We start from the raw sequence: 25,685 nt of genomic DNA on the forward strand, positions 1-25,685 counted from the left end.
GATGCGTCTGTTTTCGATGCTGGCGGCGGCCGCCGCCGTCACGCTGACCGGCGCGCCCTTCGCCGCCGCCCAGGATGCGCCTGCGGCCTCGTCGCCGGCGCCCGCCCCGGCCGTCTGTCCCGATTTCCTTCCTCAGCAGGCGCACTGCTGGTCGGGGCGGGCGGCCAAGGGCGGCTACTACTGGATCGCCGTGCCCGAGAATTGGAACGGCTCGCTGATCGTCCACGCTCATGGCGGGCCGCGCACGGGCGCTCCCAGGGCCGATGATCCGCTGGAGGATCTGGAACGCTTCTCCATGACGGTGAAGGAGGGGTTCGCCTGGGCGGGCTCGACCTATCGCCGGGGCGGCTACGGCGTGCGCATGGCCGTCGAGGACACCGACGATCTGCGCCAGATCTTCTGGGACGCCTTCGGACGTCCGCGCCGCACCCTGCTGCACGGCCAGTCCTGGGGCGGCAATGTCGCCGCCAAGGCGGCCGAGCTCTATGCGCGCGACGCCGAGGGCCAGGTGGTCTGGGACGGCGTGGTCCTGACCAGCGGGGTTCTGGCGGGCGGGACCGAGGCCTACAGGTTCCGCGCCGATCTGCGTGCGGTCTATCAGTATTATTGTCAGAACCATCCGGCGCCCGACGAGGCGCAGTATCCGGTCTGGCAGGGCCTGCCCGAGGGCGTCCGCCTGACCCGCGCCCAACTGGCCCAGCGGGTGCAGGCCTGCACGGGCGTCGGCCTGGCTGAGACCGAACGCTCGCCGGAGCAGAAGCGGCGGCTGGCCGATATTCTCAACGTCGTGGGCATAGGCGAGGGCCAGCTTGTCTCTCACCTGGCCTGGGGGACCTTCCTGTTCCAGGACCTGGTGCAGCGGCGTCTGGACGGCCTCAATCCGTTCGACAACAGCCGGACCGTCTATCAGGGCTCGCACGACGATGCGGCGCTGAACGCGGGGGTCGAGCGGTTCGCGGCGGACTCGATGGCGGTTGCGCGCCTGGCCTACGACGCGGACCTGTCGGGATTGATCGTGGCCCCCACGATCACCATTCACGGCAAGGACGACCCGACGGCCTTCGTCTGGCATGAGGCGGCCTATCGCGACCGCGTGGCGGCGGCGGGGCGCTCAAGCCTGCTGGTGCAGACCTTCACTGACGAGGCGTCGCACAGCGCCCTCAGCCCGCCGGAATACGTCGCGGTTTTCGAGGCCCTGATGGCCTGGATAGACGATGGAACGAAACCGGAGTCGCGCTCGGTGGCGGCGCTCTGCGAAGCTGCGCGGGCGCGCTATGACGCCGCCTGCTTCTTCGACGAGGACTATGCGCCGGCTTTGGGCGGCCAATAGCGGAGCCTGCCGAAGGCTGACTGAGAATCGGGCGCAAAAAAAGGGGCGGCTCGCGCCGCCCCTTCAGATCCTTCCGATCACGGACGCCGAGGCGTCGGCGGTCAGTCGTTGCGATAGGTCACGCCGCCCTTCATCACGTATTTGACGTGCTCCAAGGTGGTGACGTCGCTCAGCGGATCGCCCGAGACGGCGATGACGTCGGCGGCGTAGCCGGGCGTCAGGCGACCGATCTCGTCCTGCAGGCGGAAGTGGGTCGCGGCGCCGACGGTGGCGGCGCGGACGGCTTCCAGCGGGGTCAGGCCGGCCTGGACCAGCAGGGCGAACTCCTTGGCGTTTTCACCGTGCGGCGAGACGCCGGTGTCGGTGCCGAAGGCGATCTGGACGCCGGCGCGGTGAGCGCGGCGCGCCATGTCCAGCATCTGCGGACCGGCTTCCAGCGACTTCTTGCGCTGGTTCGGGGTGAAGAAGGTTTCGGGACGCGCGGCTTCGCGAGCGACGAAGTCGCCGGCCAGCAGGGTCGGCACGAGCCAGCCGTTGTTGGCCTTGAAGATGCGGATGGATTCGTCGTCCAGGAAGGTGCCGTGCTCGATCGAGTCGCCGCCGGCGCGCAGGAAGCTGTTGATGCCGTCCGTGCCGTGGGCGTGGGCGGTCACTGTGCGGCCCATGAAGTGCGCGGTCTCGACGATGGCCTGCAGTTCCTCGTTCGAGAATTGCTGGTTCAGGCCCGCGCCGGTGTCGGACAGGACGCCGCCCGTGGCCGTGATCTTGATGATGTCGGCGCCCGCGCGCACGCGCTCGCGCACCGAGCGACGGCAGTCGTCGGCGCCGGAGCAGACGCCGTTCTGACGCAGCACCGGCACCAGGGCGCTGTTCACGCCGTTGGCGTCGCCGTGGCCGCCGTGCGGAGTCACCGTGCCGGCCGAGACCAGCAGGCGCGGGCCGGGAATCTTGCCCGCCGCGATGCCGTTGCGCAGGGCGATGACGGCGTCGCTGGCGCCGCCCAGGTCGGCGACGGTGGTGAAGCCGGCCTGCAGCGTCACCAGGGCATAGGCCGCGCCCTGCACGGCGGAGTCAGCGGCGGTGTTGGTGAAGCGGGCGACGCGGTTGCCTTCGCCCTGCTGATTGGTGATGTGGACGTGGCTGTCGATCAGGCCCGGCAGCACGAACTTGTCGGACAGGTCGACCACGTCGCCCTGGCCGACGAAGCCGTTGACGATTTCACGCACGCGGCCGTTCTCGATCACCAGGGTCTGGTTCTGAGCCACGCGGCCGGTGGCCGGGTCAGCCAGCAGGCGACCGGCATGAATATAGGAGACGTTCGGCGCCGAGGCCGCCTGCTGCGCGACCGCCGGGGTCGAGGCCAGAAGGGCGGCCGCCAGGCCGACAAACCATGATTTCTTAGATGACAACTGCACTGTCCTCCTCCACGCGGCGAAGGTCGCCGCCCCATTTGAAAATGTCGCCGGCCCGCCGGGCCGGGATCAGGTGCGGCGGGACAAGATCCCGCCGCGTCTGGCTTCAGGTCTCCTGACGGAGACCTAGAAGGTCTTGGTGACCGCAACCGTGTAGTAGCGGCCGATGGTGTCGTAGTTCTGCGGGTCGTAGGTGCCGCGGACATCCCCGACCTGCGGCGGCGCCTCGTTGAACAGGTTCGTCACGGTGAAGCGCAGGGAGGTGTCGTAAGGCAACGTCACCCGGGCGTTCAGATCGAAGACGTCATAGGCGTCCACGCCGCGCGCGGTGCTGGTCGGCGAGGTCACGCGGGCGCTGTTGATCATCTCCGACATGTGGCGCCAGCGCAGGCCGACGTTCCAGCTTTCACGCGAGTAGGTGACGCTGGTCGACGCCTTCCATTCGGGGTGCGCCTGGCCGGCGTTGGCTTCGATCGCCGTCCCCCAGGTGCCGGCGTAGTCGTACGTCGGCGCGCCCGGCAGGGCCTGGATCTCGAAGCTGTTCAGGTAGCTGATCGCCGAACTGACGCTGAGCTGACCCTCGTCCGGCAGGCCAACATCGCCCAGATGCAGGCGCCAGTCCAGCTGCAGGTCGATGCCGGTGACGTTGAACTGGCCCAGGTTCAGCAGAGGCTGACGCGGGTTGATCATATAGCCGTCGTTGGTCCCGCGATCCTGCAGGGTGCAGTAGTAGTTGTTGGGATCGAACGTCGGGTTGTTGCCGCCGTCGTTGAAGCAGTAGCGGATGCCGTTGCCGACGCCCAGGACGCCGACCGCATCGGCCACCTTGATCTGATACCAGTCGATCGAGGCGCTGATGTTGCTCAGCCACGGCGACTGGAAGGTCGGCTGCAGCACCGTGCCGAACGAATAGGTGTCGGCCGTTTCTTCCTGAAGGTCGGGGTTGCCGCCGGTCAGGGCGAACACCTGGGCGGCGCCGAACTGGAAGTCGTTGATCAGGGCCGAGGGCACGCCCAGCGACACGCACAGGGCCTTGACCTTTTCGGCGTCGGGTCCGTTGCGGAACGAACTGCGGTAGTCGCAGGGATCGCCGTTGGTGTTGCTGGCGGACGGGGTGCCGATATCGACCGTGGCCGACGAGACGGGCGAGTAGAGTTCGCCGACGCTCGGCGCCCGCACCGCCCGATTGTAGCCGCCGCGCAGGCGCACGATGTCGTTCACCTGCCAGTTCAGATCGGCCTTGTAGGCATGGACGCCGCCGACGGAGCTATAGTCGGAGTAGCGATATCCCAGGTCCATCTCCAGCGACTTGACGAAGGGCAGGTCGCGCAGCAGCGGGATCAGGAATTCGGCGAAAACCTCGGTCGTGTCGACGCTGCCCGAAGACGCGCGCAACTCGCTATAGCCCAGGATGTCGCTGGTGCCGTCCGGCTGGTCCAGGGCGCTGTCGGGACGGAAGTCGAACTGGTTGTAGCGATAGCCCAGGCCGGCGGCGAAGCGGACTTCGCCGGCGGGCAGGTTGAACAGGCCGCCCTGCATGGAGGCTTCGGCCATGCGCTGGGTCAACTCATTGGTGTTGGTCGTATTGCGGCGCACATAGTTCACGCACTCGGCCGAGGGGTCGTGATTGCCGAAGGGGTTGAAGCCTCCGGCGCAGAACTCGGACCCTCCCGTCGGGCTGTACAGCAGGCGAGTGATGGCCGAACGGCTGACGCCGCCGGTCTGCACATTCTCGAAATCAGCCTGGGAGGCGCTGGCGTAGGCTTCCCAGGTCCAGTCCTTGTAGCCGACCTGACCCGACAGGCCGCCGATGAACTGATAGACGTTATAGGCGTAGGACTGCAGGCGCTCCCCTGCGAAGTCCAGGTCCTTCCACAGGGCGAAGTCGGCGGTCGGGTTCGGGCGCGATGCCAGGATATGGGCGAAATCGGCCCCGATGTAGGGATTGGTCACCGGCGCCGACAGGGCATAGGCGAGGCCCGCCAGGGTCGGGTTGAACGTCCCTTCCGACTCATAGCTGGTCAGCGAGCCCTGCAGGAAGAAGTCGATATTGGGAGCAATCTCATAATCGACGCGGCCGAACAGCGAGTAGCGCTCGTTGTCGTTCTGGATACGGCCCTTGTTCCAGCCCCACAGCATGTTGGTGCCGGCGGCGTTCAGGAAGTGGCCGTCGGTTTCCGGGTCCTTCAGGTTCATGACCGGCGAGGCGCCGCCCAGGTTGAACAGGGTCTGGTCGCCGGTGTTGAAGCCGATCTGGCCGTTATAGAAGTCGCCGGCGCCCAGCACCGGATTGACGCCGTACTGGCCGACGAAGACGTCGTTGACGGCGTCCAGCGTGGGACGGTTGCTGCCGAACCAGGCGGCGCCTTGGGCGATGATGGCGGTGTTGGACTCGCGATTGCGCGTGAAATAATAGTCCCGCTTCGACTGGTAGGCGACGTCGCGCATCGAATAGTCGAGCGAAACCACGGCCCTGCCGCGATCATTGGCGAAGCTGTCCCCGGCCGTAACCGACAGGCGGAAGGTTTCGCCGTCGCCATAGTCGCTGACGCCGTATTGCGACGCCACGGTCACGCCGCTGAAGTTGCGCTTCAGGATGAAGTTCACGACGCCCGCTGTGGCGTCGGAGCCATAGGCGGTGGAGGCGCCGCCGGTGATGACCTCGACGTTGCCGATCAGAGCTTCCGGAATGACGTTCAGGTCGACCGAGCCGTCGGGGTTCGACGGCTGCAGGCGCTTGCCGTCCAGCAGCAGCAGGGTGCGCTTGGAGCCCAGGCCGCGCAGGCTGGCGTAGGCCTGGCCGCCGTTCAGAGAGGTTGAGGACGAACCGGCCGTGCTCTGGCCCATGGCGCCCGAAAACTGCGGCATCTGGGTCAGGGCCTTTTCGACCGTCACCTGGCCGGTGTTCTCAATCGCCTCGGTTGTGACGGAGACGAGGGGACTGTTGGAAGCGTAGTCGCGGCGGGCGATACGCGAGCCGGTGACGACGATCTCGCCCACTTCGACCGCGCCGGATTCTTCGGGCGTTTCCTGGGCGGAGACGGTTCCCGCCGCGCTCATCAGGGCCAATGACGCGCACCCGCTTGCCAACAGAGCACGATACATCACGGGGCGAACGCCCCGAGAAACGCAAAACAGCATGAAATCCCCTCTGATGCTGACGATTCTTTGCCAGCAGCTCCCCTCACGGCGCCGCTTGATTTTAGAAAGATGCTTCCCATCACCAGCCTAGTTGCTGGCAATAATTTTGCCCATGGGGCAGGGATTGAAATCCAAAAATCTAAATTAATGTCTGAAAATGGCAGGCAAGACGAAATTTCCTCCTCGTCAGGGCCCGGTGAAATGGGGCTTTTTTAGGGAAGCTCCAGGCGGGGCCAGGTCGCCTCCTCGCATGGCGCGGCATCCCAGGCGCCGGCTGAGACGCTGACATCCTCCGAGGGGCTGTGCGGCCCAGAACCCGCCGTTTTTCTGCGACTGCGCCGGTTGCGTTTTTACGGCGCCGGTCCATCTCATAAGCGAGGCTCGGCTGTACGGGAGCGCCGGGCGCCAGAGGAGATAGGCGATGACCCAGCAGAATTCAGGTTCCACGACGGGCGCGGGCGCACCGGCCGTCAGTGATCGGAACTCGCTCACCGTCGGGCCGAACGGGCCGATCGTGCTGCATGACGTGCACTTCCTGGAGCAGATGGCGCACTTCAACCGGGAGAAGGTTCCCGAACGCCAGCCGCACGCCAAGGGCTCCGGCGCCTTCGGCGAGCTGGAGATCACCCACGATGTTTCAGCCTACACCAAGGCGGCGCTGTTTCAGCCGGGCGCCAAGACCGAGATGCTGGCGCGCTTCTCCACCGTGGCGGGCGAACAGGGCAGTCCTGACACCTGGCGCGACGTGCGCGGATTTTCGCTGAAATTCTACACGACCGAGGGCAACTACGACCTGGTCGGGAACAACACCCCGGTTTTCTTCGTGCGCGATCCGATGAAGTTCCCGCACTTCATCCGCAGCCAGAAGCGCCTGCCCGACTCCGGCCTGCGCGACAACCACATGCAGTGGGACTTCTGGACCAACAACCCCGAGACCGCTCACCAGGTGACCTATCTGATGGGTGAGCGGGGCCTGCCGCGCACCTGGCGCGAGATGAACGGCTACGGCTCCCACACCTATATGTGGATCAACGCGGCGGGCGAGAAATTCTGGGTCAAGTATCACTTCCACACCCGCCAGGGCATGGCCTTCTTCTCGAACGCCGAGGCGGCGGCCATGTCGGGCGCCGACGCCGACTTCCACCGCCGCGACCTGTTCGACGCCATCAAGCGCGGCGAGCATCCGTCGTGGGATCTGTCGGTCCAGGTCATGCCCTATGCCGAGGCGGCGACCTATCGGATCAATCCCTTCGATCTGACCAAGACCTGGTCGCACAAGGACTATCCGCTGATCCCGGTCGGGCGGATGACGCTGAACCGCAACCCGGAGAACTTCTTCGCCCAGATCGAGCAGGCGGCCTTCTCGCCGGGGAACACGGTGCCCGGCATCGGCCTTTCGCCGGACAAGATGCTGCTGGGCCGGGCCTTCGCCTATAACGACGCCCAACGAAACCGCATCGGGACCAACTTCCACCAGTTGCCGGTCAACCAGCCCAAGGTTCCGGTGAACACCTATATGTTCGACGGGCAGATGGCCTATCACCACTCGGGCGCCCAGCCGGTCTATGTCCCCAACAGCGGCGGCCGCGCCTGGTCGGATGAGACCGGCCCGGTCCATGACGGCTGGGAGGCCGACGGCGACCTGGTCCGCAGCGCCTATACCCTGCACGCCGAGGACGACGACTTCACCCAGCCGGGCGTCCTGGTGCGTGAGGTGTTCAACGACGACCAGCGCGCCAGACTGGTCGATCAGGTGGCGGGCAGCCTGCTGGGCGGCGTGCGCTCGCCGGTGCTGGAGCGCGCCTTCGACTACTGGAAGAGCATCGACCCCGAGGTCGGGGCTCGGATCGAGGCGGCGGTGCGCGCCGGCGGCGCGCCTCGACCGGCCGAGGGCATGGGCGAGGGCTGAGGCCCGGATTTCACGATCTGAACTGAAGACGCCCCCCGTTCCCCGGTCGGAGCGGGGGGCGTTCCGCATCTGCGGGCGCGCCCGTGCGTGTTGACAATGATTGTCGAGCGCAATGTGATGGTTTTCGCGCCTCAATCGCTCCTGCTACGGTCACAATCGCGCCAACTCGTCGCTTTGACGCAAGCGCGTCATTTCCCTTAGGAAAAACTCTGGCAGAACGAAAAGGCGCGATCCGCAGTCTTTCGGGCGCCGCCCCACAACCCATCGGAGATGATCGACACGCCCGTGCCCGCCAGCTTCCTCCTGCTCGTCATTCTCGTCCTGCCCTTTCTGGGGGCCATGATCGCCTCAGGGCTGCCGCGTCATGCGCGGACCTCTGCGGCCGTCCTGTCGTGGATCATCGCCCTGATCAGCGTCGGCTGCCTGGCGGTGCTCTGGCCCAGGTTCCAGGACGGCGAGGTGTTGAAGCTGACCCTGGCCTGGCTGCCGTCGCTTGGGGTCAATCTCACCATCCGCCTGGACGGCCTGTCCTGGCTGTTCAGCGCCCTGATCCTGGGGATCGGCGCGCTCGTGGTCCTGTATGCGCGCTACTACATGTCGCCGAAGGATCCGGTGCCGCGCTTCTTCTCCTTCCTGCTGGCCTTCATGGGCGCCATGCAGGGCGTGGTGCTGTCGGGCAATCTGATCCAGCTGGTCGTCTTCTGGGAGCTGACCAGCCTCTTCTCCTTCCTGCTCATCGGCTACTGGCACCAGAACGCCTCGGCGCGCGAGGGCGCGCGCATGGCGCTGACCATCACCGCCACCGGCGGGGTCGCCCTGCTGGTCGGCATGATTCTGATCGGCCGGATCGTCGGCAGCTATGAGCTGGACGCCGTCATCGCCGCGCGTGACGTCATCCTGGCCAGCCCCCTCTATCCGGTCGCTCTGGGTCTGATCCTGATCGGCGCCCTGACCAAGAGCGCCCAGTTCCCGTTCCATATCTGGCTGCCGCGCGCCATGGCGGCGCCGACGCCGGTCAGCGCCTATCTGCATTCGGCCACCATGGTGAAGGCGGGCGTCTTCCTGCTGATGCGGTTCTGGCCCGTCTTCGGCGAGACCGAGATGTGGTATTTCGTGGTCGGCGGCCTGGGGCTGACGACCCTGCTGGTCGGCGCCTGGTGCGCCATCTTCCAGCACGACCTGAAGGGCCTGCTGGCCTATTCGACCATCAGTCACCTGGGCCTGATCTGCCTGCTGCTGGGGCTGGGGTCGGACCTGGGCGCCATCGCCGCCATCTTCCACACCATCAACCACGCGACCTTCAAGGCTTCGCTGTTCATGGCGGCGGGCATCATCGACCACGAGGCCGGCTCGCGCGACATGCGCAAGCTCAGCGGCCTGATCCGCTTCATGCCGATCACCGCCACCCTGGCTATGGTCGCCGCCGCCGCCATGGCGGGCGTGCCCCTGCTGAACGGCTTCCTGTCCAAGGAGATGTTCCTGGCCGAGGCCCTGGCCAGCACCCAGACCTCGGCGCTGAACCAGGCCCTGCCGGTGCTGGCGACCCTGGCCAGCGCTTTCAGCGTCCTCTATTCGCTGCGCTTCATCCATACGACCTTCTTCGGCCCGCCGCCGACCGAGCTGGACCGCGTTCCGCACGAGCCGCCGGGCTGGATGCGGCGTCCGGTCGAGGTGCTGGTGGCCCTGTGCCTTCTGGTCGGGGTGTTCCCGGCGGTCACCGTCGGGCCCTTCCTGCGCAGCGCGGCCGTGACCATGCTCGGCTTCGACCTGCCCTATTACAGCCTGGCCCTGTGGCACGGCTTCAATCTGCCGCTGCTGCTCAGCGTTATCGCCATGGCGGGCGGGATCGGCCTCTATGTCGTGTTCGGCAAGGCGCTGAACGCCAATCCGCGCGGCGGCCCCTGGGGCATGAAGCGGCTGAACGGCGGCTATCTGTTCGAACGGTCCCAGGTCATCCTCATGGACCTGTCGCAGTGGATCGTGCGCCATCTGGGCGCGCAGCGCCTGCAGCCGCAGCTGCGGCTGATCCTGTTGACGGCCCTGCTTTCGGCGGCTGTGGCCGCGGCGGGCGGCTTTGTCCTGACCTGGCCCGAGTTCCGTGTTCCCCAGCCGCACAACCTGGCCTTCGCCGCCCTGTGGCTGGCGGGCGGCTCCTGCGCCCTGGCCGCCGCCTGGCAGGCCAAATATCACCGCCTGGCCGCCGTCATCCTGATGGGCGGGGCGGGCCTGGCCAGCTGCCTGACCTTCGTCTGGCTGTCGGCGCCCGACCTGGCCCTGACCCAGCTGGTGGTCGAGGTGGTGACGACGGTGCTGCTGCTGCTGGGCCTGCGCTGGCTGCCCAAGCGCCTGGCCGAAATCCATGTGCCCGAGTCCGAGCAGCGCCGCGCCCGCTGGCGTCGTCGGCTGGACCGGGTGATCGCCATCTGCGCCGGGGCCGGTGCCGCCCTGATCGCCTGGGCCGTCATGGTGCGCCCGCCGGTCGAGGGGGTGTCGCGCTTCTTCGTCGAGCGGGCCTATGAGGAGGCGGGCGGCCGCAACGTCGTCAACGTCATTCTGGTCGACTTCCGCGCCTTCGACACCTTCGGCGAGATCACCGTCCTGGGCGTCGTCGGCCTGACGGTTCTGGCCCTGCTGCGTCGCTTCCGTCCGGCCAGCGACAGCCTGTCCCAGCCGATGCAGAAGCGGGTCCAGGATGCGTCGGACCGCGCTCGTGAGGGCCGCAGCGAAGGCGACACCCTCAGCGACACCATGATGATTCCCGGCGTGGTGATGCGCTGGCTGTTCCCCTTCATCATCCTTCTGGCCGTGCACCTCTTCCTGCGCGGGCATGACCTGCCCGGCGGCGGCTTCGCGGCGGGGGTGGCGCTGTCGATCGCCTTCATCCTGCAATACATGTCGTCCGGCGCCCGCTGGGTGGAGGAGCGGCTGGAGATCCGCCCGATCATCTGGATCGGCGTCGGCCTGTTGATCGCCGCGATCAGCGGCGCCGTGGGCTGGATCTTCGATCAACCCTTTCTGACCAGCTACTTCCAGTACGCCGATCTGCCGCTGCTGGGTCGCGTGCCCCTGGCCAGCGCCGTGCTGTTCGACCTGGGCGTGGTGGTGCTGGTGGTGGGCGCCACCGTGCTGATCCTGGTCGCCCTGGCGCACCAGTCGCTGCGTCGTGCGCGCATAGAGGAGGCCGAGGCCGAAGCGGAAGCCGAGCAGAAGGGAGGGGCGCAATGACCCAGATCGTCCTGGCCCTCGCCATCGGCGTCCTGACCGCCTCGGGGGTGTGGCTGATGCTGCGCCCGCGCACCTTCCAGGTCATCATCGGCCTGTCGCTGGTCTCCTATGCGGTCAACCTGTTCATCTTCTCCATGGGGCGGCTGCGTTCCGGCGCGGCGCCGATCACCAGCAAGGGCGCCGAGGACCCGGCCCTCTACGCCGATCCGACGCCCCAGGCCCTGGTGCTGACGGCCATCGTCATCAGCTTCGCCCTGACGGCCCTGTTCCTGGTGGTGCTGCTGGCCTCGCGCGGCGAGACCGGCAGCGACCATGTCGACGGCCAGGAGGCGCCCGAATGACCGACTGGCAGGAACATCTGATCATCGGGCCGATCGTTCTGCCCATGGTCATTGCGGCGGCCATGCTGCTGTTCGACGAGCGCCGCCGCCTGCTGAAGGGGGGCCTCAGCCTCTTCGCCATGGCGGCCATCCTGGCCATGGCCCTGGCCCTGCTGCATGAGAGCGCCACCGGCGCCACGGGCGGGGGCGACACCGCGCGCGTCTATCAACTGGGCGACTGGCCGGCGCCGTTCGGCATCGTCCTGGTGGCGGACCGCCTGTCGACCCTGATGGTGGCTCTGACCAGCGTGCTGGGCGCCTGCTCCATGATCTTCGCTCTGGCGCGATGGGACCGGGCGGGGCCGCGTTTCCACGCCCTGTTCCTGTTGCTGGTCATGGGGGTCAACGGCGCCTTCTTGACGGGCGACCTGTTCAACCTCTTCGTCTTCTTCGAGATCATGCTGGCGGCTTCCTACGGCCTGGCCCTGCACGGTTCGGGCGAGGCGCGGATTCGGGCGGGCCTGGCCTATATCGCCGTCAACCTGACGGCCTCCATGCTGTTCCTGATCGGGGTCAGCCTGATCTACGGCGTCACCGGCACGCTCAACATGGCCGACCTGGCCGTGCGCATCCCCCAGATCGCCGAGGCGGACCGAGGCCTGTTCCACGTCGGCGCCGCGATCCTGGGCGTGGCCTTCCTGACCAAGTGCGCCATGTGGCCGCTGGGCTTCTGGCTGACCACCACCTATTCGGCCGCCAGCGCGCCGGCGGCCGCCGTCTTCGCCATCCTGTCCAAGGTCGGCGCCTATGTGATCATCCGCCTCAGCTTCCTGTTGTTCGCGGCGGACAGCGGCGCCTCGGCCGGATTCGGGCAACTGTGGATCCTGCTGGGCGGTCTGGCGACCATCGGCTTCGGCACGGCCGGCATCATCGCCGCGCGAGACCTGTCGATCGCCGCCGCCTACGCCGTCATCGTCTCGTCCGGCACGGTGCTGGCGGCGGCGGGCACGGGCAACGCCGACGTCCTGGGCGGGGCGGTCTTCTACCTGGTGGGTTCGACCCTGGCCTGCGGCGCCCTGTTCATGCTGGCCGAGGTGCTGAACCGGGGCCAGGACCCCGGCGCGCGCTCGGGCCGCGCCGTCTTCGAGGACGAGTATATCGATCCCTTCGACGACGAAGAGCGCAATGAGCCCGGCCTGGTCATTCCGGCCGCCGTGGCGGCCCTGGGCGGCGCCTTCCTGATCTCGACCCTGATGATCGCCGGCCTGCCGCCGCTGGCGGGCTTCATCGGCAAGCTGGCCATGATGGACGCCCTGTCAGGCCTCGCCGGCTGGGCGGGTTATGGGGTGATCGCCGCCCTTTCCCTGGCCTCGCTCGGCGCCCTCATCGGGCTGACGCGCCTGGGCATGGCGGCCCTGTGGGCGCGGGACGACGACGCCGAGCCGGCGGTCGTTGTCGGCGCGGCCGAGGGCGTGGCCATCGCCGGTCTGCTGGCGGCCTGCATCTTTCTGGCGATCTTCGGCGAGGCGGGCTTCGCCTATGCCGACCACACGGCCGACTGGCTGGTGCGCCCCGACGCCTATGTCCGCGCGGTGCTGGGAGGCGGCTCATGATCCGGGCGGTTCTGCCTCATCCCATCCTGTCGGTGGCCCTGTTCGGCGCCTCCCTGCTGCTCAGCGGGTCGGTCGCGGCGCCCGCCCTGGCCCTGGCCCTGCTGATGGCCCTGGCCGCGCCCCACATCATGCGCGCTCTTGAGGTCGAGCCGGTGCGGGTCAGAAGGCCGCTGACCCTGCTGAGCTTCGCCCTGGTCGTCACGCGCGACATCATCCGCTCCAACTGGGAGGTGGCCCTGGTCATCCTGGGGCTGAACGCCTCGCGCGAGAATCGCGTCTCGGGCTTTGTGCACATCCCGCTGGAGATGCGGGATCGATACGGCCTGGCCGTGCTGGCCGTGATCATCACCAGCACCCCCGGCACCATCTGGGTCGAGTACGAGGACGCGACCGGCGTGCTCCTGCTGCATATCCTCGACCTTCAGGCTGGCGACGACTGGGCGGACCGCATCAAGAATCGCTATGAGCGCCGCCTGATGGAGATTTTCGAATGAGCGGCGCCGTCTTCTACTGGGCGCTGGTCGTGGCGCAGCTGTTCCTAGCCGGGGCGGCCCTGATCGGCGTGTGGCGCATCGCCAAGGGGCCGCGCGCCCAGGATCGCATTCTGGGCCTGGACACCCTCTATCAGGCGGGGATGCTGCTGGTCGTCGCCTTCGGGGTGCGGACGGGCAGCCACCTGTATTTCTATGCGGCGGTGATCATCGGCATGCTGGGCTTCACCTCCTCGGTCGCCCTGGCCAAATTCCTGATGCGCGGCGAGGTGATCGAATGACCGGATTTCCCGCGAACGTCCCGGCCTGGGCGGCCCTGCTGGCGGCGTGTCTGGTTCTGGCCGGGTCCGCCCTGACCTTCCTGGGCGCGTTCGGCCTGGTGCGGCTCAAGACCTTCTATGAGCGGGTCCACGCCCCGACGCTGGGGGCGACGCTCGGCATGTTCCTGATCCTGGGCGGGTCGGTGGTCTATTTCACTGCCGCCGAGGGGCAGTTCATGCCGGTCGAACTGCTGGTGGCCGTCTTCTTTACGGTGACGACGCCCGTGACGCTGATCATTCTGGCGCGCGCGGCTCTGTTCCGCGACCGCACTGATCGTTCGGGCGACGGGGTGAGGGTGCCGCTGGAGGGCGAATGCGCCGGCGTGGTCCGTACTCCGCCGGACCTGACTACTGATCCTCGTCGAAGCGACGCGCCACAAGATCGGTGAGGGCGGCGACGGCCTCGGCGGCGTCCGGCCCTTTGGCCTTCACCTCGACGCCGCAGCCGATCCCGGCGCCCAGCATCAGAAGACCCATGATCGAGCGGGCGTCCACGGTCACCCCGTCGCGCGTCACCTGAATCTCGGCTTCGAACTCCGAGGCCAGCTTCACGAACTTGGCCGAGGCGCGGGCGTGCAGGCCGCGCTGGTTGCAGATGTTCAGGGTCGCCTGGGCGGACGGGACGACGTCGCTCATTTCTCGCCCGCCAGCACCCACGACGCCACCGAGATATATTTGCGGCCGGCGTCCTGGGCGTGGGCCACGCAGGCTTCCAGGCTTTCACGGCCGCGCACGCTGGCCAGTTTGATCAGCATGGGCAGGTTCAGTCCGGCGATCACCTCGGCGCCTGTCTGCTCCATCACCGAGATGGCCAGGTTGGAGGGGGTGCCGCCGAACATGTCGGTCAGAAGGATGACGCCCTCGCCTTCATTGACTGCGGCGGCGGCGTCGACGATGTCGCGGCGCCGGCGCTCCATATCGTCCTCGGGACCGATGCAGATGGCGGCGACGCCGCGCTGCGGCCCCACCACGTGCTCCATCGCCGACAGGAATTCGGAGGCCAGGCCCCCGTGGGTGACGATCACCAGCCCGATCATATAGGCTTCACCAAAGACATCCCCAGCTCGCCTCGACGAGCGACAAGCCTCGTTTCATAGGGCAATCGCGGCGCGGATCAAAGAGCGCTGTCGCCGCGCCGGCCCGCAGCCCTCATGGCGCGGTTGATGGCGGCCGCCACGACCAGGGGCGCGGAGGCGGGACGAGGGTCCAGAACCAGACGCGGCACGGCGACGCCGTCGATCACGTCCTGGGCCGCCTCGGGCATCCGTTCGACCGGTCCATGCGTCAGGTGCAGCGAGAGGGCGATCCGCGTCGAGGGCAGGAAAGGGCGGCTGACGACGCCCAGGCCGCGCACCTCCATCCGCCCGGCGATGGTCGCGGGCGCAGCGGCGTAGAGGGCGCCTTCGCAGGCGAAGACGTCCACCCAATCGTCGCCGACCAGCCTCCAGCCGACCTGCATCAGCCGCAGGGCAAGGTCGCTCTTGCCTGCGCCGGACGGCCCCTGGATCAGGACGCCGCGCCAGGCGTCGTCGATGCGGACGGCGGCGACTGTGGCGTGCAGGGGCTGGCGCGGCGGGGTCACGCGCGTTTTCCGGTTGCGGGCAGCCGCACTTCGAAGCGGGCCCCGACCACGGCGCCGTTTGCGTCGGTGCGGTTCTCGGCGTGGACCCGTCCGCCGTGGGCGTCGATGATCTGGCGCACGATGGCCAGGCCCAGGCCCGAGTTGGCGCCGAAGGCCGTGCCCTTGGGGCGGGAGGTGTAGAAGCGCTCGAACACCGTCTCTAGATTCTCGGCCGGGATGCCGGGGCCGTCGTCCTCGACGCGGATACGCAGGGGAACGTCGGGCTGGCTATCGTCGCGTTCCAGGCGGACCCTCACCTCGCCCTCGGACGGGCTGAAGGAGCGGGCGTTGTCGATCAGGTTGCGGAACACCTGGCCCAGGGGAATGTCGCGGCCGACCACTCGGGCGTTCTCGGCGGTTGAGGCGAAACGCACCGGCGGCTCGCCCGGCTTCTGCCCGGCTTCATAGACGCCGATGATGTCGCCCAGCAGTTCGTTCAGGTCGATGGCGCGCGGGCGATCGCGCGACAGTTCGGCGTCGAGGCGCGAGGCGTTGGAGATGTCGGTGATCAACCGGTCCAGCCGCCGCACGTCCTGTTGCAGCAGATTGGTCAGGCGGGCCCGCTGTTCTTCGGTCTTGACCAGCGGCAGGGTCTCGAGCGCCGAGCGGATCGAGGTCAGGGGGTTCTTGATCTCGTGGCTGACGTCGGCGGCGAAGCGTTCGATGGCGTCCATACGGGTCGACAGGGTGTCGGTCATGGACTCCAGGGCGCGGGCCAGGTCGCCGATCTCGTCGCGACGATCCTCGAGATCGGGCAGGGAGATGGCGCGCGCGCGCTGCAGCCGCACCTGGTCCGCCGCCGCCGACAGACGCATCACCGGTCGCGCCACGAACAGGTGCAGAACCAGGGACGCCAGCAGGTTGACCGCCAGAGCCACCAGGGCGAAAGGCGTCAGGGCGCGGCGCTGGGCGGCCAGGGTCTCGTTGACGTCACCCGCCTCCAGCGTCAGCACGCCCAGGACCTGCTGCACATGGCGCACGGGCAGGGAGACGGAGACCACCCGTTCGCCCTCTTCATTGCGACGGATGGCGGCCTGAGGCACGCCCTGCAGGGCGCGTTCGACCTCGGCCGACAGTTCGGCATCGGCGCGGGCCAGGCGCGCGGTCTCACGCGCGGACGGCTCGCTGGGCGCCAGGGCGGTTCCCGCGGGATGGGCCGGGGGGAGGGGCTCGCCCGGAATGGTGTCGCTGACCCGATAGGAATCGGACACCTCGATCCCGTCCATGTCGAACAGGCGGGCGCGCTGTCCGGCCGGAATGAAGTTGTCGCGCAGCCACAGAGCGGCCGCGCGATCGTCCAGCATGGGATAGGGGTCGCCCTGGGTGATGCCCAGTTCGCCCAGGACGTTGGCCAGCAGCTCAGCCTGGACGCCCAAGGATTCCTGGCGCGCCTCGATCAGGCCGCGCCGCCATTCGTTCAGCGCCAGGGCGCCGCCGAACAGGATCAGCAGGCTGAGGAGATTGAGGGCCAGGATGAAGCCGCCCAGGCGCGATCCGCCGAAGCGGAATCGGCGCCGCGCCGGGACGTCTTCGGCTTCAGCTCTCGCGGTAGCGGTATCCGACGCCATACAGGGTCTCGATAGCGTCGAACTCGGGGTCGACCATGCGGAACTTCTTTCGCATCCGTTTCACATGGCTGTCGATGGTGCGGTCGTCGACATAGACCTGATCGTCATAGGCGGCGTCCATCAGATTGTCGCGGCTCTTCACGAAGCCGGGGCGCTGGGCCAGGGCCTGCAGCAGCAGGAACTCGGTGACGGTCAGCTTGACCGGCCGGCCGTCCCAGGTCGATTCGTGGCGCGCCGGGTCCATCGACAGCTTGCCGCGCTTGATGGCCTTGCCGGCCTCGGCGGCGGCGGGGTCGATCGGATCCAGGCCTTCCACGCCCGCGCGGCGCAGCAGGGCCTTCACCCGCTCGATCAGCAGGCGTTGGCTGAAGGGCTTGTGGATGTAGTCGTCGGCGCCGAGGTTGAAGCCGAGAATCTCGTCGATCTCCTCGTCCTTGGACGTCAGCATGATGACCGGAATGCTGGAGGTCTGACGCAGGCGGCGCAGCACCTCCATGCCGTCCATGCGGGGCATCTTCACGTCCAGGATGGCCAGGTCGGGCGGACTGGTCTCCAGCGCTTCCAGGCCCGAGGCGCCGTCGTGATAGGCGGTCACCTTATGGCCGTGGCTTTCCAGCGCCAGAGAGACGGAGGCCACGATGTTCTCGTCGTCGTCGACCAGGGTGATGTTAGCCAAGGGCTTCTCCTTAGTGCGGGCGGGGCGATCGTCTGATCGGCCGCCTTATCCGGTAACGCGCGGCAAGCGTAACCGTTCTATGCAATCGCGGTGACTTTACGGCCACTGCAAAATGGTTCGCATGACTCTGCCTTTCAACCCGCGCGAGGAAAAGGCGAAACCTCGCCTTAAAGCCTGAAGAGGCAGGATGGCCGTCTTGTTGTCTCTGAAGGCGCCATGGCCGGTCCTGTCCACTACGAAATCTACATCCGCCGCACGCCGCCGGACGACTGGTCCCTGTCGCAGGCCACGGAGGATCGCCGCCGCGCCATGGAGACGGCCGAGGACCTGATGCGCGACCGCCAGGCCGTGGCGGTGCGCGTCACCAAGGAGACGCTCGACCCCGAGACCATGGAGTTCGCCAGCGTCGTCATCCTGACGCGGGGCGCGCCCGAACTGAACCGCAGGCGTCCGGCGCCGGTCGAGCCGCGCGGCCCGGCCTGTCGCGGCGTGCACGACCTCTACGCCCCGCATGGCCGCGAAACGATCGGCCGGGTCCTTGAGGACTGGCTGGCCCGTCAGACGGCGACGGCCTTTGAACTCCTGCATCGCCCGGATCTGGCGGAGCGGCTGGAGGCGTCGGGCGTGGAGCTGCAACACGCCATACAGAAGGTGGCCGTGCCGGAGGCCCAGGCCGTTCCCGGTCAGTCGGTGCACGATCTGATGCGCCACTATCAGCGCCTGGCCGAACAGGCGATCGAGCGGCTGCTGAAGGCCGGTCGCGACAGGGCGTTCGCCGATCTGGAGACGCAGCCTGTGGCCGATCTGGCGCAGGGCCTGGCCGGCGCGCCGGATCGGGCCTTCCTGATGGGCGGGGCGGTGGCCGGGTCCCTGCGCGGCCTGATCGGGGCGCGGGCGCGGTTGGAGCGGCTGATGGACATCTGCGACCGTGCGCCGGTCGAGGGCGCTCCGCGCGCCCTGGTGTTCGTCTCGGTCGAGCAGATCCTGTGCGAACTGCTGGGTTCGCGGGCGGGACTGGCCCAGATTCTGGGCCCCGGCCTGGATCAGGGCTCCAGCCTGGCGGCGGCGGTGCGGATGGTCGCCCCGCGCGAGGTCGGCGCCATTCTCGCTCATGATCCGCGCCTGGCCCTGCTGGTGCCGCCGGTCGAAGGTCCGCCCGCGAGACTGGGCGAGCGGCTGGCGGCGGGCGAATTCCCCCTGCTGGCGGCCGCCTTGGCGCGAATGGTGCTGCGCGAGCTGATGAGCCAGCGCCGCCTGCGGCCCGGCGATGCTGAAGGCGAGATCGACATCCTGCGCGCCCTGGCCACGGCCCTGACGGCCACGGCGGGACGGCTGCTGACGCTGGAAGAGGTGCAGACCGCCTTCATCGAACGTTCGCGCAGTCTGGTCGCCGCCGATTTCGTCGCCGCCTATGTGGCCGACTGCACGTCCGTCCTGGCCGAGGCGGAGCGCCTGACCCGTCTGTGCGAGAACGTCACGGGCGGCGCCAACAAGCGGGCGGCGGCGCGCTGGCTGGACGCCTGCGTGGCCTCCCTGCGCTTCGAAACCGAGATGCGCGGGCGCCTGACGACCGAGACCGCGCCGCCGGGACAACGCCTGCTGTCGCTGGTCGCCCTGCAGCGGTCGGTGCGCAACGCCGGCCTGCCTGAGCGCGAGACCCAGGCCATCGTCGACGCCTTGGGCATGGTCGGAGGCGCGGTCGAGGCCGACGCCCGGCTGACGACGCAGATCGCCCGCGCGCCGGTCCCGATCCCGCAGAAGCTCGCGGCCCTGCTGCGTCTGGCGGCGGCCGAGACCGGTCCGACCGGCCCGGTCGCCGAGCGCGCCCGCGCCGAGGCGATGCGGTTGATGCGCGCGCCCGACACCCGCGCGGCCCTGGGGGCCGAACCGCAGGCGGCTCAGGCCCTGCGACCCCTGATGCAGGCGGTCGGCCTGGCGGCCTGATCGCTCTTCCGCGTCAGTCGAAGATGTCGAAGATATCCAGCCGCTTCTTCTTCTTGCGGTGGTGATAGTCGTCGTCGCGGCGACGGTCGTAGTCATAGCGGTCGTCGCGATGACGCGGCGGTTCGCGATAGGTCGGCTGGCTTTCCCAGGGCTGCTGGGGCGGTTGCTGCGGCGGGGCGTAGGCCGGCGCGGCGGGCGGGGCGGCGCGGCCTTCATCGGCGGCGGCGGCCATCAGCTTTTCCAGCTCGCCGCGATCCAGCCAGACGCCGCGGCAGGTCGGGCACATGTCGAACTGGACGCCGTGGCGGTCCAGCGTCTGCATGGGCGCATTGTCGTTCGGGCACATCAGCAGGGGCATCGTCATCCTCTTTCGTCGTTGAAGCGGTCCGACATCACGCCGCCGAAGCGCCGCCAGAGGGGCCCGTCCCGCTAGAGGAAAAGACGTAGGGAGGGCCCGCCCGCGCGACAACGCGCCGCGTCGCCGCAGGCTCTGTTTTCACGCCGTCAGCAGTGCTGGCCCGCCGCCCAGCCCGACGACCAGGCCCACTGGAAGTTGTAGCCGCCCAGCCAGCCGGTGACGTCCACGACCTCGCCGATGAAGAACAGGCCGGGGACGGTCTTGGCCTCCATCGTCTGCTGGTCCAGGACGGCGGTGTCGACCCCGCCCAGCGTGACCTCGGCGGTGCGATAGCCTTCGGAGCCGACCGGCTTGACCGTCCAGGCGTTGACCGCCTCGGCCAGGGCGCGCAGCTTCTTGTCGCCGACCTCGGCCAGCTTGCCCGACAGGTTCTCACGCGCGCACAGGGCCTCGGCCAGACGACGCGGCACGACGTGGCCGACGGCCGTGTGGACCGCCTGCTTTCCGTTCTCGGTCTTGGCGGCCAGAATTTCGGCGGCGGCGTCGCGGTCGGGGGCCAGATCGACGGTGATCGCCTCGCCCTCGCGCCAGTAGGAGCTGATCTGCAGGATCGACGGGCCCGACAGGCCGCGATGGGTGAACAGTAGGCCCTCGCGGAAGACGGTTTCCTTGGCTGGGCGGCCCGCGCCCGCGTCCTTGGGCGCCTTGTGCCGCACCACAGCATCGACCGAAACGCCCGCCAGCGGCTTGAGCCGCTCCAGCAGCCCCGGCTCGAACGTCAGGGGCACGAGGGCTGGCCGAGTGTCGGTGACGCGCAGGCCGAAGCGCCGCGCCACCTCATAGCCCCAGCCGGTGGCCCCCATCTTGGGAATGGACTTGCCGCCGGTCGCCACGACCAGAGAGGCGGCCGTCACCCGCGATCCGTCGTCCAGATCGACCTGAAATCGCTCGCCCGCGCGCTCCACCGCCTTGACGCCGAGGCCCAGCGACAGGGTGACGCCCGCCGCCTTCATCTCGTCGGTCAGCATACGGATGATCAGCTTGGCGCTGTCGTCGCAGAACAGCTGGCCGAGGGTCTTCTCGTGCCAGGCGATGCCGTGGCGGTCGACCATCTTAATGAAGTCGTGCTGGGTGAAGCGCCGCAGGGCCGACAGGGCGAAGCGTGGGTTCTCGCCCAGAAAATTGGCGCCGCTCGTCCCCAGATTGGTGAAGTTGCAGCGCCCGCCGCCCGAGATGCGGATCTTCTCGCCGGGCGCGCGGGCGTGGTCGATCACGCGTACGCGGCGGCCGCGCTTGCCCGCCTCGATGGCGCACATCATGCCGGCCGCGCCGGCGCCGACGATCAGGACGTCGATGTCTGAAGACTTCATCGCCCCGCCCTAGCAGGCGGCGGGGCTTGAAGCGATGCCCTACAGGCCCAGCATGGCCCGATAGGTCGGATGCACCTGATCGGCGTATTCCGGGTGCTTCTTCAGATAGCTGGAGAAGAAGGGGCAGGTCGGCAGAATCAGCAGGTCCTTCGCCTTCAGATCGGCCAGGACGTGCTTGGCCATGCGGCTGGCGATGCCGCGGCCTTCCAGCGGGACCGGCACGATGGTCTCGGTGATCAGCCGCCCGCCCGCGACGGGGTTGTAGATGACCACGGCGGTCTCGCCGTCGACCGTCAGCTCGTAGCGCTTGGCCTCTTCGTTGTCGCGGATTTCGGGGTCCAGGCTCATGTCGTCGTCCTTGGTTGGAGTTAGTGCGCGTCGTCCCAGTTGCCGGCGGCCTTGGCTTCGACGTCCAGCGGAACGCTCAGGGCCACGGCGGGTTCGGCGGCGGTCTCCATGACGCGGCGGATCACGGCGACGGCGCGTTCGGCCTCGGCCTCGGGGGCCTCGAACACCAGTTCGTCGTGGACCTGCAGCAGCATCCGGGTCTGGAGACCGGCCTCGGCCAGGGCGCCCGGCATGCGGATCATGGCGCGGCGGATGATGTCGGCGGCGGCGCCCTGGATCGGGGCGTTGATGGCCGCGCGCTCGCCGAACTGACGCTCGGCGCCGGACTTGGAGTGGATGGCCGGGATGTGGATGCGCCGCCCGAAGACGGTGGTGACGAAGCCCTGCTCCTTCACCAGCGCCTTCGTTTTGTCCATGTAGTCGCGGATGCCGGGGAAGCGCTCGAAATAGGTCTTGATGTAGGCCCCGGCCTCGCCCTGGTCGATGCCCAGCTGGGCGGCCAGTCCGAAGGCGCTGATGCCGTAGATGATGCCGAAGTTGATGGCCTTGGCCCGGCGGCGCGTCTCGCTGGGCATGCCCTCGACCGGCACGCCGAACATTTCGGATGCGGTCGCCGCGTGGATGTCCAGACCGCTCTTGAAGGCGCGCTTCAGCTCGGGAATGTCGCCGATGTGGGCCAGCAGGCGCAGCTCGATCTGGCTGTAGTCGGCGCTGATCAGCACATGGCCCGGCGAAGCGATGAAGGCCTGACGGATCTGGCGGCCCGTTTCGGTGCGGATCGGGATGTTCTGCAGGTTGGGGTCGGATGAGGCCAGACGCCCCGTGGTCGCGGCCGCCAGCTGATAGGAGGTGTGGACCCGGTTCGTCTGCGGGTCCATGGCCGCCACCAGGGCGTCGGTATAGGTGCCCTTCAGCTTGGACAGCTGACGCCAGTCCAGAATGGTGCGGGGCAGGGGGTGGTTCTGGGCCAGGTCCTCCAGCACGCTGGCGTCGGTGCCCCACTGGCCGCTGGCGGTCTTCTTGCCGCCGGGCAGGTTCATCTCGCCGAACAGGATCTCGCCGATCTGGCGCGGGCTGCCGACGTTGAACGGGCGGCCGGCCAGTTTGTGCGCCTCTTCCTCCAGCTCGGCCATGCGCTGACCGAAGGTCGAGGACAGGGAGCGCAGCCGGTCCGGATCGACGCGCACCCCGGCCCGCTCCATGTCGGCCAGGACGGCGGGCATGCCGCGCTCCAGCGTCTCATAGACGCTCGACAGGCTCTCAGCCGCCAGGCGCGGCTTCAGCAGGCGATGCAGGCGCAGGGTCACGTCCGCATCCTCGGCGGCGTAGCAGACGGCCGATTTCAGCTCGACGTGCTTGAAGCTCTTCTGGCTCTTGCCGGTCCCCGCCACGCTCTTGAAGGTCATCGGTTCGTGGCCGAGGTGCAGGCGCGCCAATTCGTCCATGCCGTGGCCGTGCAGACCGCCTTCCAGCACGTAGGAGATCAGCATCACATCGTCGATCGGGGCGACGCGCACGCCGCGCCGGGCCATGACGGCGAGGTCGTATTTGATGTTCTGGCCGACCTTCAGCACCGACGGGTCTTCCAGCAGCTCCTTCAGCCGGGCCAGGGCCGTCGGCTTGTCGATCTGTTGCAGGGGCGGGCGCGCGTCGCCGCCGTCACCGAAGTCCAGGCCGCCGTCGCCGGTCGGTTCATGCTCATGCGTCAGGGGGATGTAGCAGGCCTCGTTCGGACCGACCGCCAGCGATACGCCGCACAGCCCGGCGTGGGTCGAGGACAGGGCGTCCGTCTCGGTGTCGAAGCCGACCACGCCCGCCGCCTTCGCCCGCGCGATCCAGCGGTCGAGGTCTTCCAGCGTCTGTACGCACTCATAGCGGTCGAGGTCGATCGCCTGGGTCTCGGCGGGGGCGGCGACCTCGGTCTGACCGTAGCACGGCGTGGCGACCGGCGCGCTGGGCTGGCGCGTGAAGGCCGAGCCTTCCTTCTGCGGCGTTTTGCCGTCGCCGACGCGGCGGGCCAGCGACTTGAACTCCATCATCTCCAGGAAGGCCGACAAGGCCTCGGGATCCGGGTCGCGGATGATGAAGTCGTCGATCGGCTCCGGAATCGGCGCCTCGCAGTCCAGCGTCACCAGTTCGCGCGACAGGCGGATCTGATCGGCGAAGTTGATCAGGGTCTCGCGGCGCTTGGGCTGTTTGATTTCGCCCGCGCGGGCCAGCAGGGTGTCGAGGTCGCCGTATTCATGGATCAGCTGGGCCGCCGTCTTGGGTCCGATGCCGGGGGCGCCGGGGACGTTGTCGACGCTGTCGCCGATTAGGGCCTGAACCTCGACCACCTTGTCCGGCGTGACGCCGAACTTTTCGAACACGGCCTCTTCTTCGAGGCGGCGGTCCTTCATCGGGTCGTACATGACCACGCCGTCGCCGATCAGCTGCATCAGATCCTTGTCGGAGCTGACGATCACCGCCTCGCCGCCCGCGTCGCGCGCCTGACAGGCATAGGTGGCGATCAGATCGTCGGCTTCGTATCCGGCCATTTCGACGCAGTGGACGCCGAAGGCCTTGGTCGCCTCGCGCACCAGGGGGAACTGCGGGACCAGGTCCTCGGGCGCCGGGGGACGATGGGCCTTGTACTGGTCGTAGAGATCGTTGCGGAAAGTCTTCTCCGAATGGTCGAAGACGGCGACCAGGTGCGTCGGTCCGTCCTCGCCCTTCATGTCCTTCAACAGCTTCCACAGCATGTTGCAGTAGCCCTGCACCGCCCCCACGGGCAGGCCGTCCGACTTGCGGGTCAGCGGCGGCAGGGCGTGATAGGCGCGGAAGATGTAGGCCGAGGCGTCGATCATCCACAGCCGCAAGGGCGGCCCGTCTTGCGTGAGGGAGCGGGCGGGGATTTCGGCGGTCGCGTCGGTCATGGCGCGAACATAGGGGGCGGCGACGCCCCCGTCATCCAGCCATGTGACGGATTACGGCTGCCAGCCGCCCGGCGTTTCGGGAATGACGTCCTCGCCTTCGTCCGAGACCTCGCCGCGGGTCTTCTTCACCTCCGCCCAGGCGGCGCGCAGCAGTTCGGTCACGCCCTCGCCCGAGACGCCGGACACCAGCATGGGGCGACGACCCGCGACGGCTTCCAGCGCCGCCGCCTTCTCCTCGCGGGCCTCGGGCGTCAGGGCGTCGATCTTGTTCAGCGCCAGGATCTCGGTCTTGTCGGCCAGGCCCTCGTCATAGGCCTCCAACTCGCCGCGGATGATGCGATAGGCCTCGACCACGTCGTCCTGCGTGCCGTCGATCAGGTGGATCAGGCTGGCCGACCGCTCGACGTGGCCCAGGAAGCGCGTTCCCAGCCCTGCGCCCTCGCTGGCGCCTTCGATCAGACCGGGGATGTCGGCGATGACGAAGCGTTCCGACGGGCTCAGGTCCACCATGCCCAGGTTGGGCGTCAGGGTGGTGAAGGGATAGTCCGCCACCTTGGGCCGCGCCGCCGAAACGGCCGACAGGAAGGTCGACTTGCCGGCGTTGGGCAGGCCCGCCAGGCCGATGTCGGCGATCAGCTTCAGCCGCAGCCAGATCCAGCGCTCCTGGCCGTCCTGGCCGGGATTGGCGTGACGCGGCGCCTGGTTGACCGGCCCCTTGAAGCGGGTGTTGCCCCAGCCGCCGTTGCCGCCGGACAGCAGCTTCACCTTCATGCCCGGCTCGTCCAGATCGACGAGCACCGTCTCCTTGTCCTCGTCCAGCACCTGGGTGCCGACGGGGACGCGCAGGACCACGTCCTCGCCCTTGGCGCCATGCATCTGGCGGCCCTGGCCGTGGTGGCCGGTCTGGGCCTTGAAATGCTGTTGGTAGCGGAAGTCGATCAGGGTGTTCAGCCCATCGGCCGCCTCGACCCAGACGTCGCCGCCCTTGCCGCCGTCGCCGCCGTCGGGGCCGCCGTTGGGAATGAATTTTTCGCGACGGAACGAGACGGAGCCCGCGCCGCCGTTGCCGGAGCGAATATAGATCTTGGCCTGATCGAGGAACTTCATGGGCGCCTTATGGCCCA

General features: G+C 68.2%; 21 protein-coding genes. 9 read left to right on the forward strand and 12 right to left on the reverse strand.

Annotated elements, in window-relative coordinates:
• Window position 1 precedes the first annotated feature (1 nt).
• Complete coding sequence (locus ACWIDZ_RS13490; protein WP_453989878.1) at window positions 2-1,330, forward strand: hypothetical protein; 1,329 nt, start codon at window positions 2-4, stop codon at window positions 1,328-1,330.
• Window positions 1,331-1,431: 101 nt separating this feature from the next.
• Here the strand turns inward: ACWIDZ_RS13490 and ACWIDZ_RS13495 are convergent, their stop codons facing one another.
• Window positions 1,432-2,745: an amidohydrolase family protein gene (locus ACWIDZ_RS13495; RefSeq protein ID WP_453989876.1), complete on the reverse strand. Its 1,314-nt coding sequence runs from the start codon at window positions 2,743-2,745 to the stop codon at window positions 1,432-1,434.
• A gap of 123 nt (window positions 2,746-2,868) precedes the next feature.
• Window positions 2,869-5,802: a TonB-dependent receptor domain-containing protein gene (locus ACWIDZ_RS13500; RefSeq protein WP_291779880.1), complete on the reverse strand. Its 2,934-nt coding sequence runs from the start codon at window positions 5,800-5,802 to the stop codon at window positions 2,869-2,871.
• Between the two features lie 502 nt (window positions 5,803-6,304).
• Between ACWIDZ_RS13500 and ACWIDZ_RS13505 the strand changes: the two genes are divergently transcribed.
• The 7 genes from ACWIDZ_RS13505 to mnhG all read left to right on the forward strand — a co-directional run bounded on the left by ACWIDZ_RS13505 (window position 6,305) and on the right by mnhG (window position 14,150).
• Window positions 6,305-7,792, forward strand: coding sequence for a catalase (locus ACWIDZ_RS13505; protein WP_453989874.1), 1,488 nt, complete (start codon window positions 6,305-6,307; stop codon window positions 7,790-7,792).
• A gap of 270 nt (window positions 7,793-8,062) precedes the next feature.
• Window positions 8,063-11,017 carry a monovalent cation/H+ antiporter subunit A gene (locus ACWIDZ_RS13510; RefSeq protein WP_453989872.1) on the forward strand — a complete coding sequence of 985 codons (2,955 nt, stop codon included), beginning with the start codon at window positions 8,063-8,065 and terminating at the stop codon, window positions 11,015-11,017.
• On the forward strand, window positions 11,014-11,358 hold the full coding sequence (locus tag ACWIDZ_RS13515) for a Na+/H+ antiporter subunit C (RefSeq protein WP_291778524.1): 345 nt from the start codon (window positions 11,014-11,016) through the stop codon (window positions 11,356-11,358). Before ACWIDZ_RS13510 ends, ACWIDZ_RS13515 begins: the two co-directional genes overlap by 4 nt.
• Window positions 11,355-12,950: a monovalent cation/H+ antiporter subunit D gene (locus ACWIDZ_RS13520; RefSeq protein ID WP_338577724.1), complete on the forward strand. Its 1,596-nt coding sequence runs from the start codon at window positions 11,355-11,357 to the stop codon at window positions 12,948-12,950. The genes ACWIDZ_RS13515 and ACWIDZ_RS13520 overlap by 4 nt, the downstream gene beginning before the upstream one ends.
• Entirely contained in the window at window positions 12,947-13,444 is a 498-nt protein-coding gene (locus ACWIDZ_RS13525) for a Na+/H+ antiporter subunit E (protein WP_453989870.1), read from the forward strand. Before ACWIDZ_RS13520 ends, ACWIDZ_RS13525 begins: the two co-directional genes overlap by 4 nt.
• Window positions 13,441-13,722 (forward strand): K+/H+ antiporter subunit F, encoded by a 282-nt coding sequence (locus ACWIDZ_RS13530; protein ID WP_291778532.1) that lies wholly within the window; start codon window positions 13,441-13,443, stop codon window positions 13,720-13,722. The genes ACWIDZ_RS13525 and ACWIDZ_RS13530 overlap by 4 nt, the downstream gene beginning before the upstream one ends.
• The gene (gene mnhG, locus ACWIDZ_RS13535; protein ID WP_291778536.1) at window positions 13,719-14,150 is read left to right on the forward strand and encodes a monovalent cation/H(+) antiporter subunit G; all 432 of its coding nucleotides are present in this window, start codon (window positions 13,719-13,721) and stop codon (window positions 14,148-14,150) included. Before ACWIDZ_RS13530 ends, mnhG begins: the two co-directional genes overlap by 4 nt.
• Here mnhG and ACWIDZ_RS13540 read toward each other — a convergent pair.
• The 5 genes from ACWIDZ_RS13540 to ACWIDZ_RS13560 form a co-directional block, all read right to left on the reverse strand.
• Window positions 14,110-14,397: an HPr family phosphocarrier protein gene (locus tag ACWIDZ_RS13540; RefSeq protein WP_453989867.1), complete on the reverse strand. Its 288-nt coding sequence runs from the start codon at window positions 14,395-14,397 to the stop codon at window positions 14,110-14,112. The two genes, mnhG and ACWIDZ_RS13540, sit on opposite strands and share 41 nt — an antisense overlap.
• Window positions 14,394-14,798: a PTS sugar transporter subunit IIA gene (locus ACWIDZ_RS13545; protein WP_025976949.1), complete on the reverse strand. Its 405-nt coding sequence runs from the start codon at window positions 14,796-14,798 to the stop codon at window positions 14,394-14,396. The genes ACWIDZ_RS13540 and ACWIDZ_RS13545 overlap by 4 nt, the downstream gene beginning before the upstream one ends.
• A 77-nt stretch (window positions 14,799-14,875) precedes the next feature.
• The gene (locus ACWIDZ_RS13550) at window positions 14,876-15,343 is read right to left on the reverse strand and encodes an HPr kinase/phosphorylase (protein ID WP_453989865.1); all 468 of its coding nucleotides are present in this window, start codon (window positions 15,341-15,343) and stop codon (window positions 14,876-14,878) included.
• On the reverse strand, window positions 15,340-16,950 hold the full coding sequence (locus tag ACWIDZ_RS13555) for an ATP-binding protein (protein ID WP_453989863.1): 1,611 nt from the start codon (window positions 16,948-16,950) through the stop codon (window positions 15,340-15,342). The genes ACWIDZ_RS13550 and ACWIDZ_RS13555 overlap by 4 nt, the downstream gene beginning before the upstream one ends.
• Window positions 16,919-17,626, reverse strand: a complete 708-nt coding sequence (locus ACWIDZ_RS13560) for a response regulator transcription factor (RefSeq protein WP_291778555.1) — start codon at window positions 17,624-17,626, stop codon at window positions 16,919-16,921. Before ACWIDZ_RS13560 ends, ACWIDZ_RS13555 begins: the two co-directional genes overlap by 32 nt.
• A 216-nt stretch (window positions 17,627-17,842) precedes the next feature.
• On the opposite strand from ACWIDZ_RS13560, the gene ACWIDZ_RS13565 reads away from it, so the two are divergent.
• Window positions 17,843-19,570: a hypothetical protein gene (locus ACWIDZ_RS13565; protein WP_453989861.1), complete on the forward strand. Its 1,728-nt coding sequence runs from the start codon at window positions 17,843-17,845 to the stop codon at window positions 19,568-19,570.
• 13 nt (window positions 19,571-19,583) lie between these two features.
• On the opposite strand, the gene ACWIDZ_RS13570 is transcribed toward ACWIDZ_RS13565, so the two are convergent.
• The 5 genes from ACWIDZ_RS13570 to obgE form a co-directional block, all read right to left on the reverse strand.
• Window positions 19,584-19,928 carry a TFIIB-type zinc ribbon-containing protein gene (locus ACWIDZ_RS13570; RefSeq protein WP_453989859.1) on the reverse strand — a complete coding sequence of 115 codons (345 nt, stop codon included), beginning with the start codon at window positions 19,926-19,928 and terminating at the stop codon, window positions 19,584-19,586.
• Window positions 19,929-20,074: 146 nt separating this feature from the next.
• The gene (locus ACWIDZ_RS13575) at window positions 20,075-21,298 is read right to left on the reverse strand and encodes an NAD(P)/FAD-dependent oxidoreductase (RefSeq protein WP_453989857.1); all 1,224 of its coding nucleotides are present in this window, start codon (window positions 21,296-21,298) and stop codon (window positions 20,075-20,077) included.
• Window positions 21,299-21,337: 39 nt separating this feature from the next.
• Window positions 21,338-21,646, reverse strand: coding sequence for a GNAT family N-acetyltransferase (locus tag ACWIDZ_RS13580; protein WP_338577731.1), 309 nt, complete (start codon window positions 21,644-21,646; stop codon window positions 21,338-21,340).
• Window positions 21,647-21,666: 20 nt separating this feature from the next.
• Entirely contained in the window at window positions 21,667-24,561 is a 2,895-nt protein-coding gene (gene polA, locus ACWIDZ_RS13585; protein WP_453989855.1) for a DNA polymerase I, read from the reverse strand.
• A gap of 51 nt (window positions 24,562-24,612) precedes the next feature.
• Window positions 24,613-25,668, reverse strand: coding sequence for a GTPase ObgE (gene obgE / locus ACWIDZ_RS13590; protein ID WP_343831619.1), 1,056 nt, complete (start codon window positions 25,666-25,668; stop codon window positions 24,613-24,615).
• Window positions 25,669-25,685: the final 17 nt, after the last annotated feature.

This window comes from Brevundimonas sp. NPDC055311 (assembly GCF_053645695.1).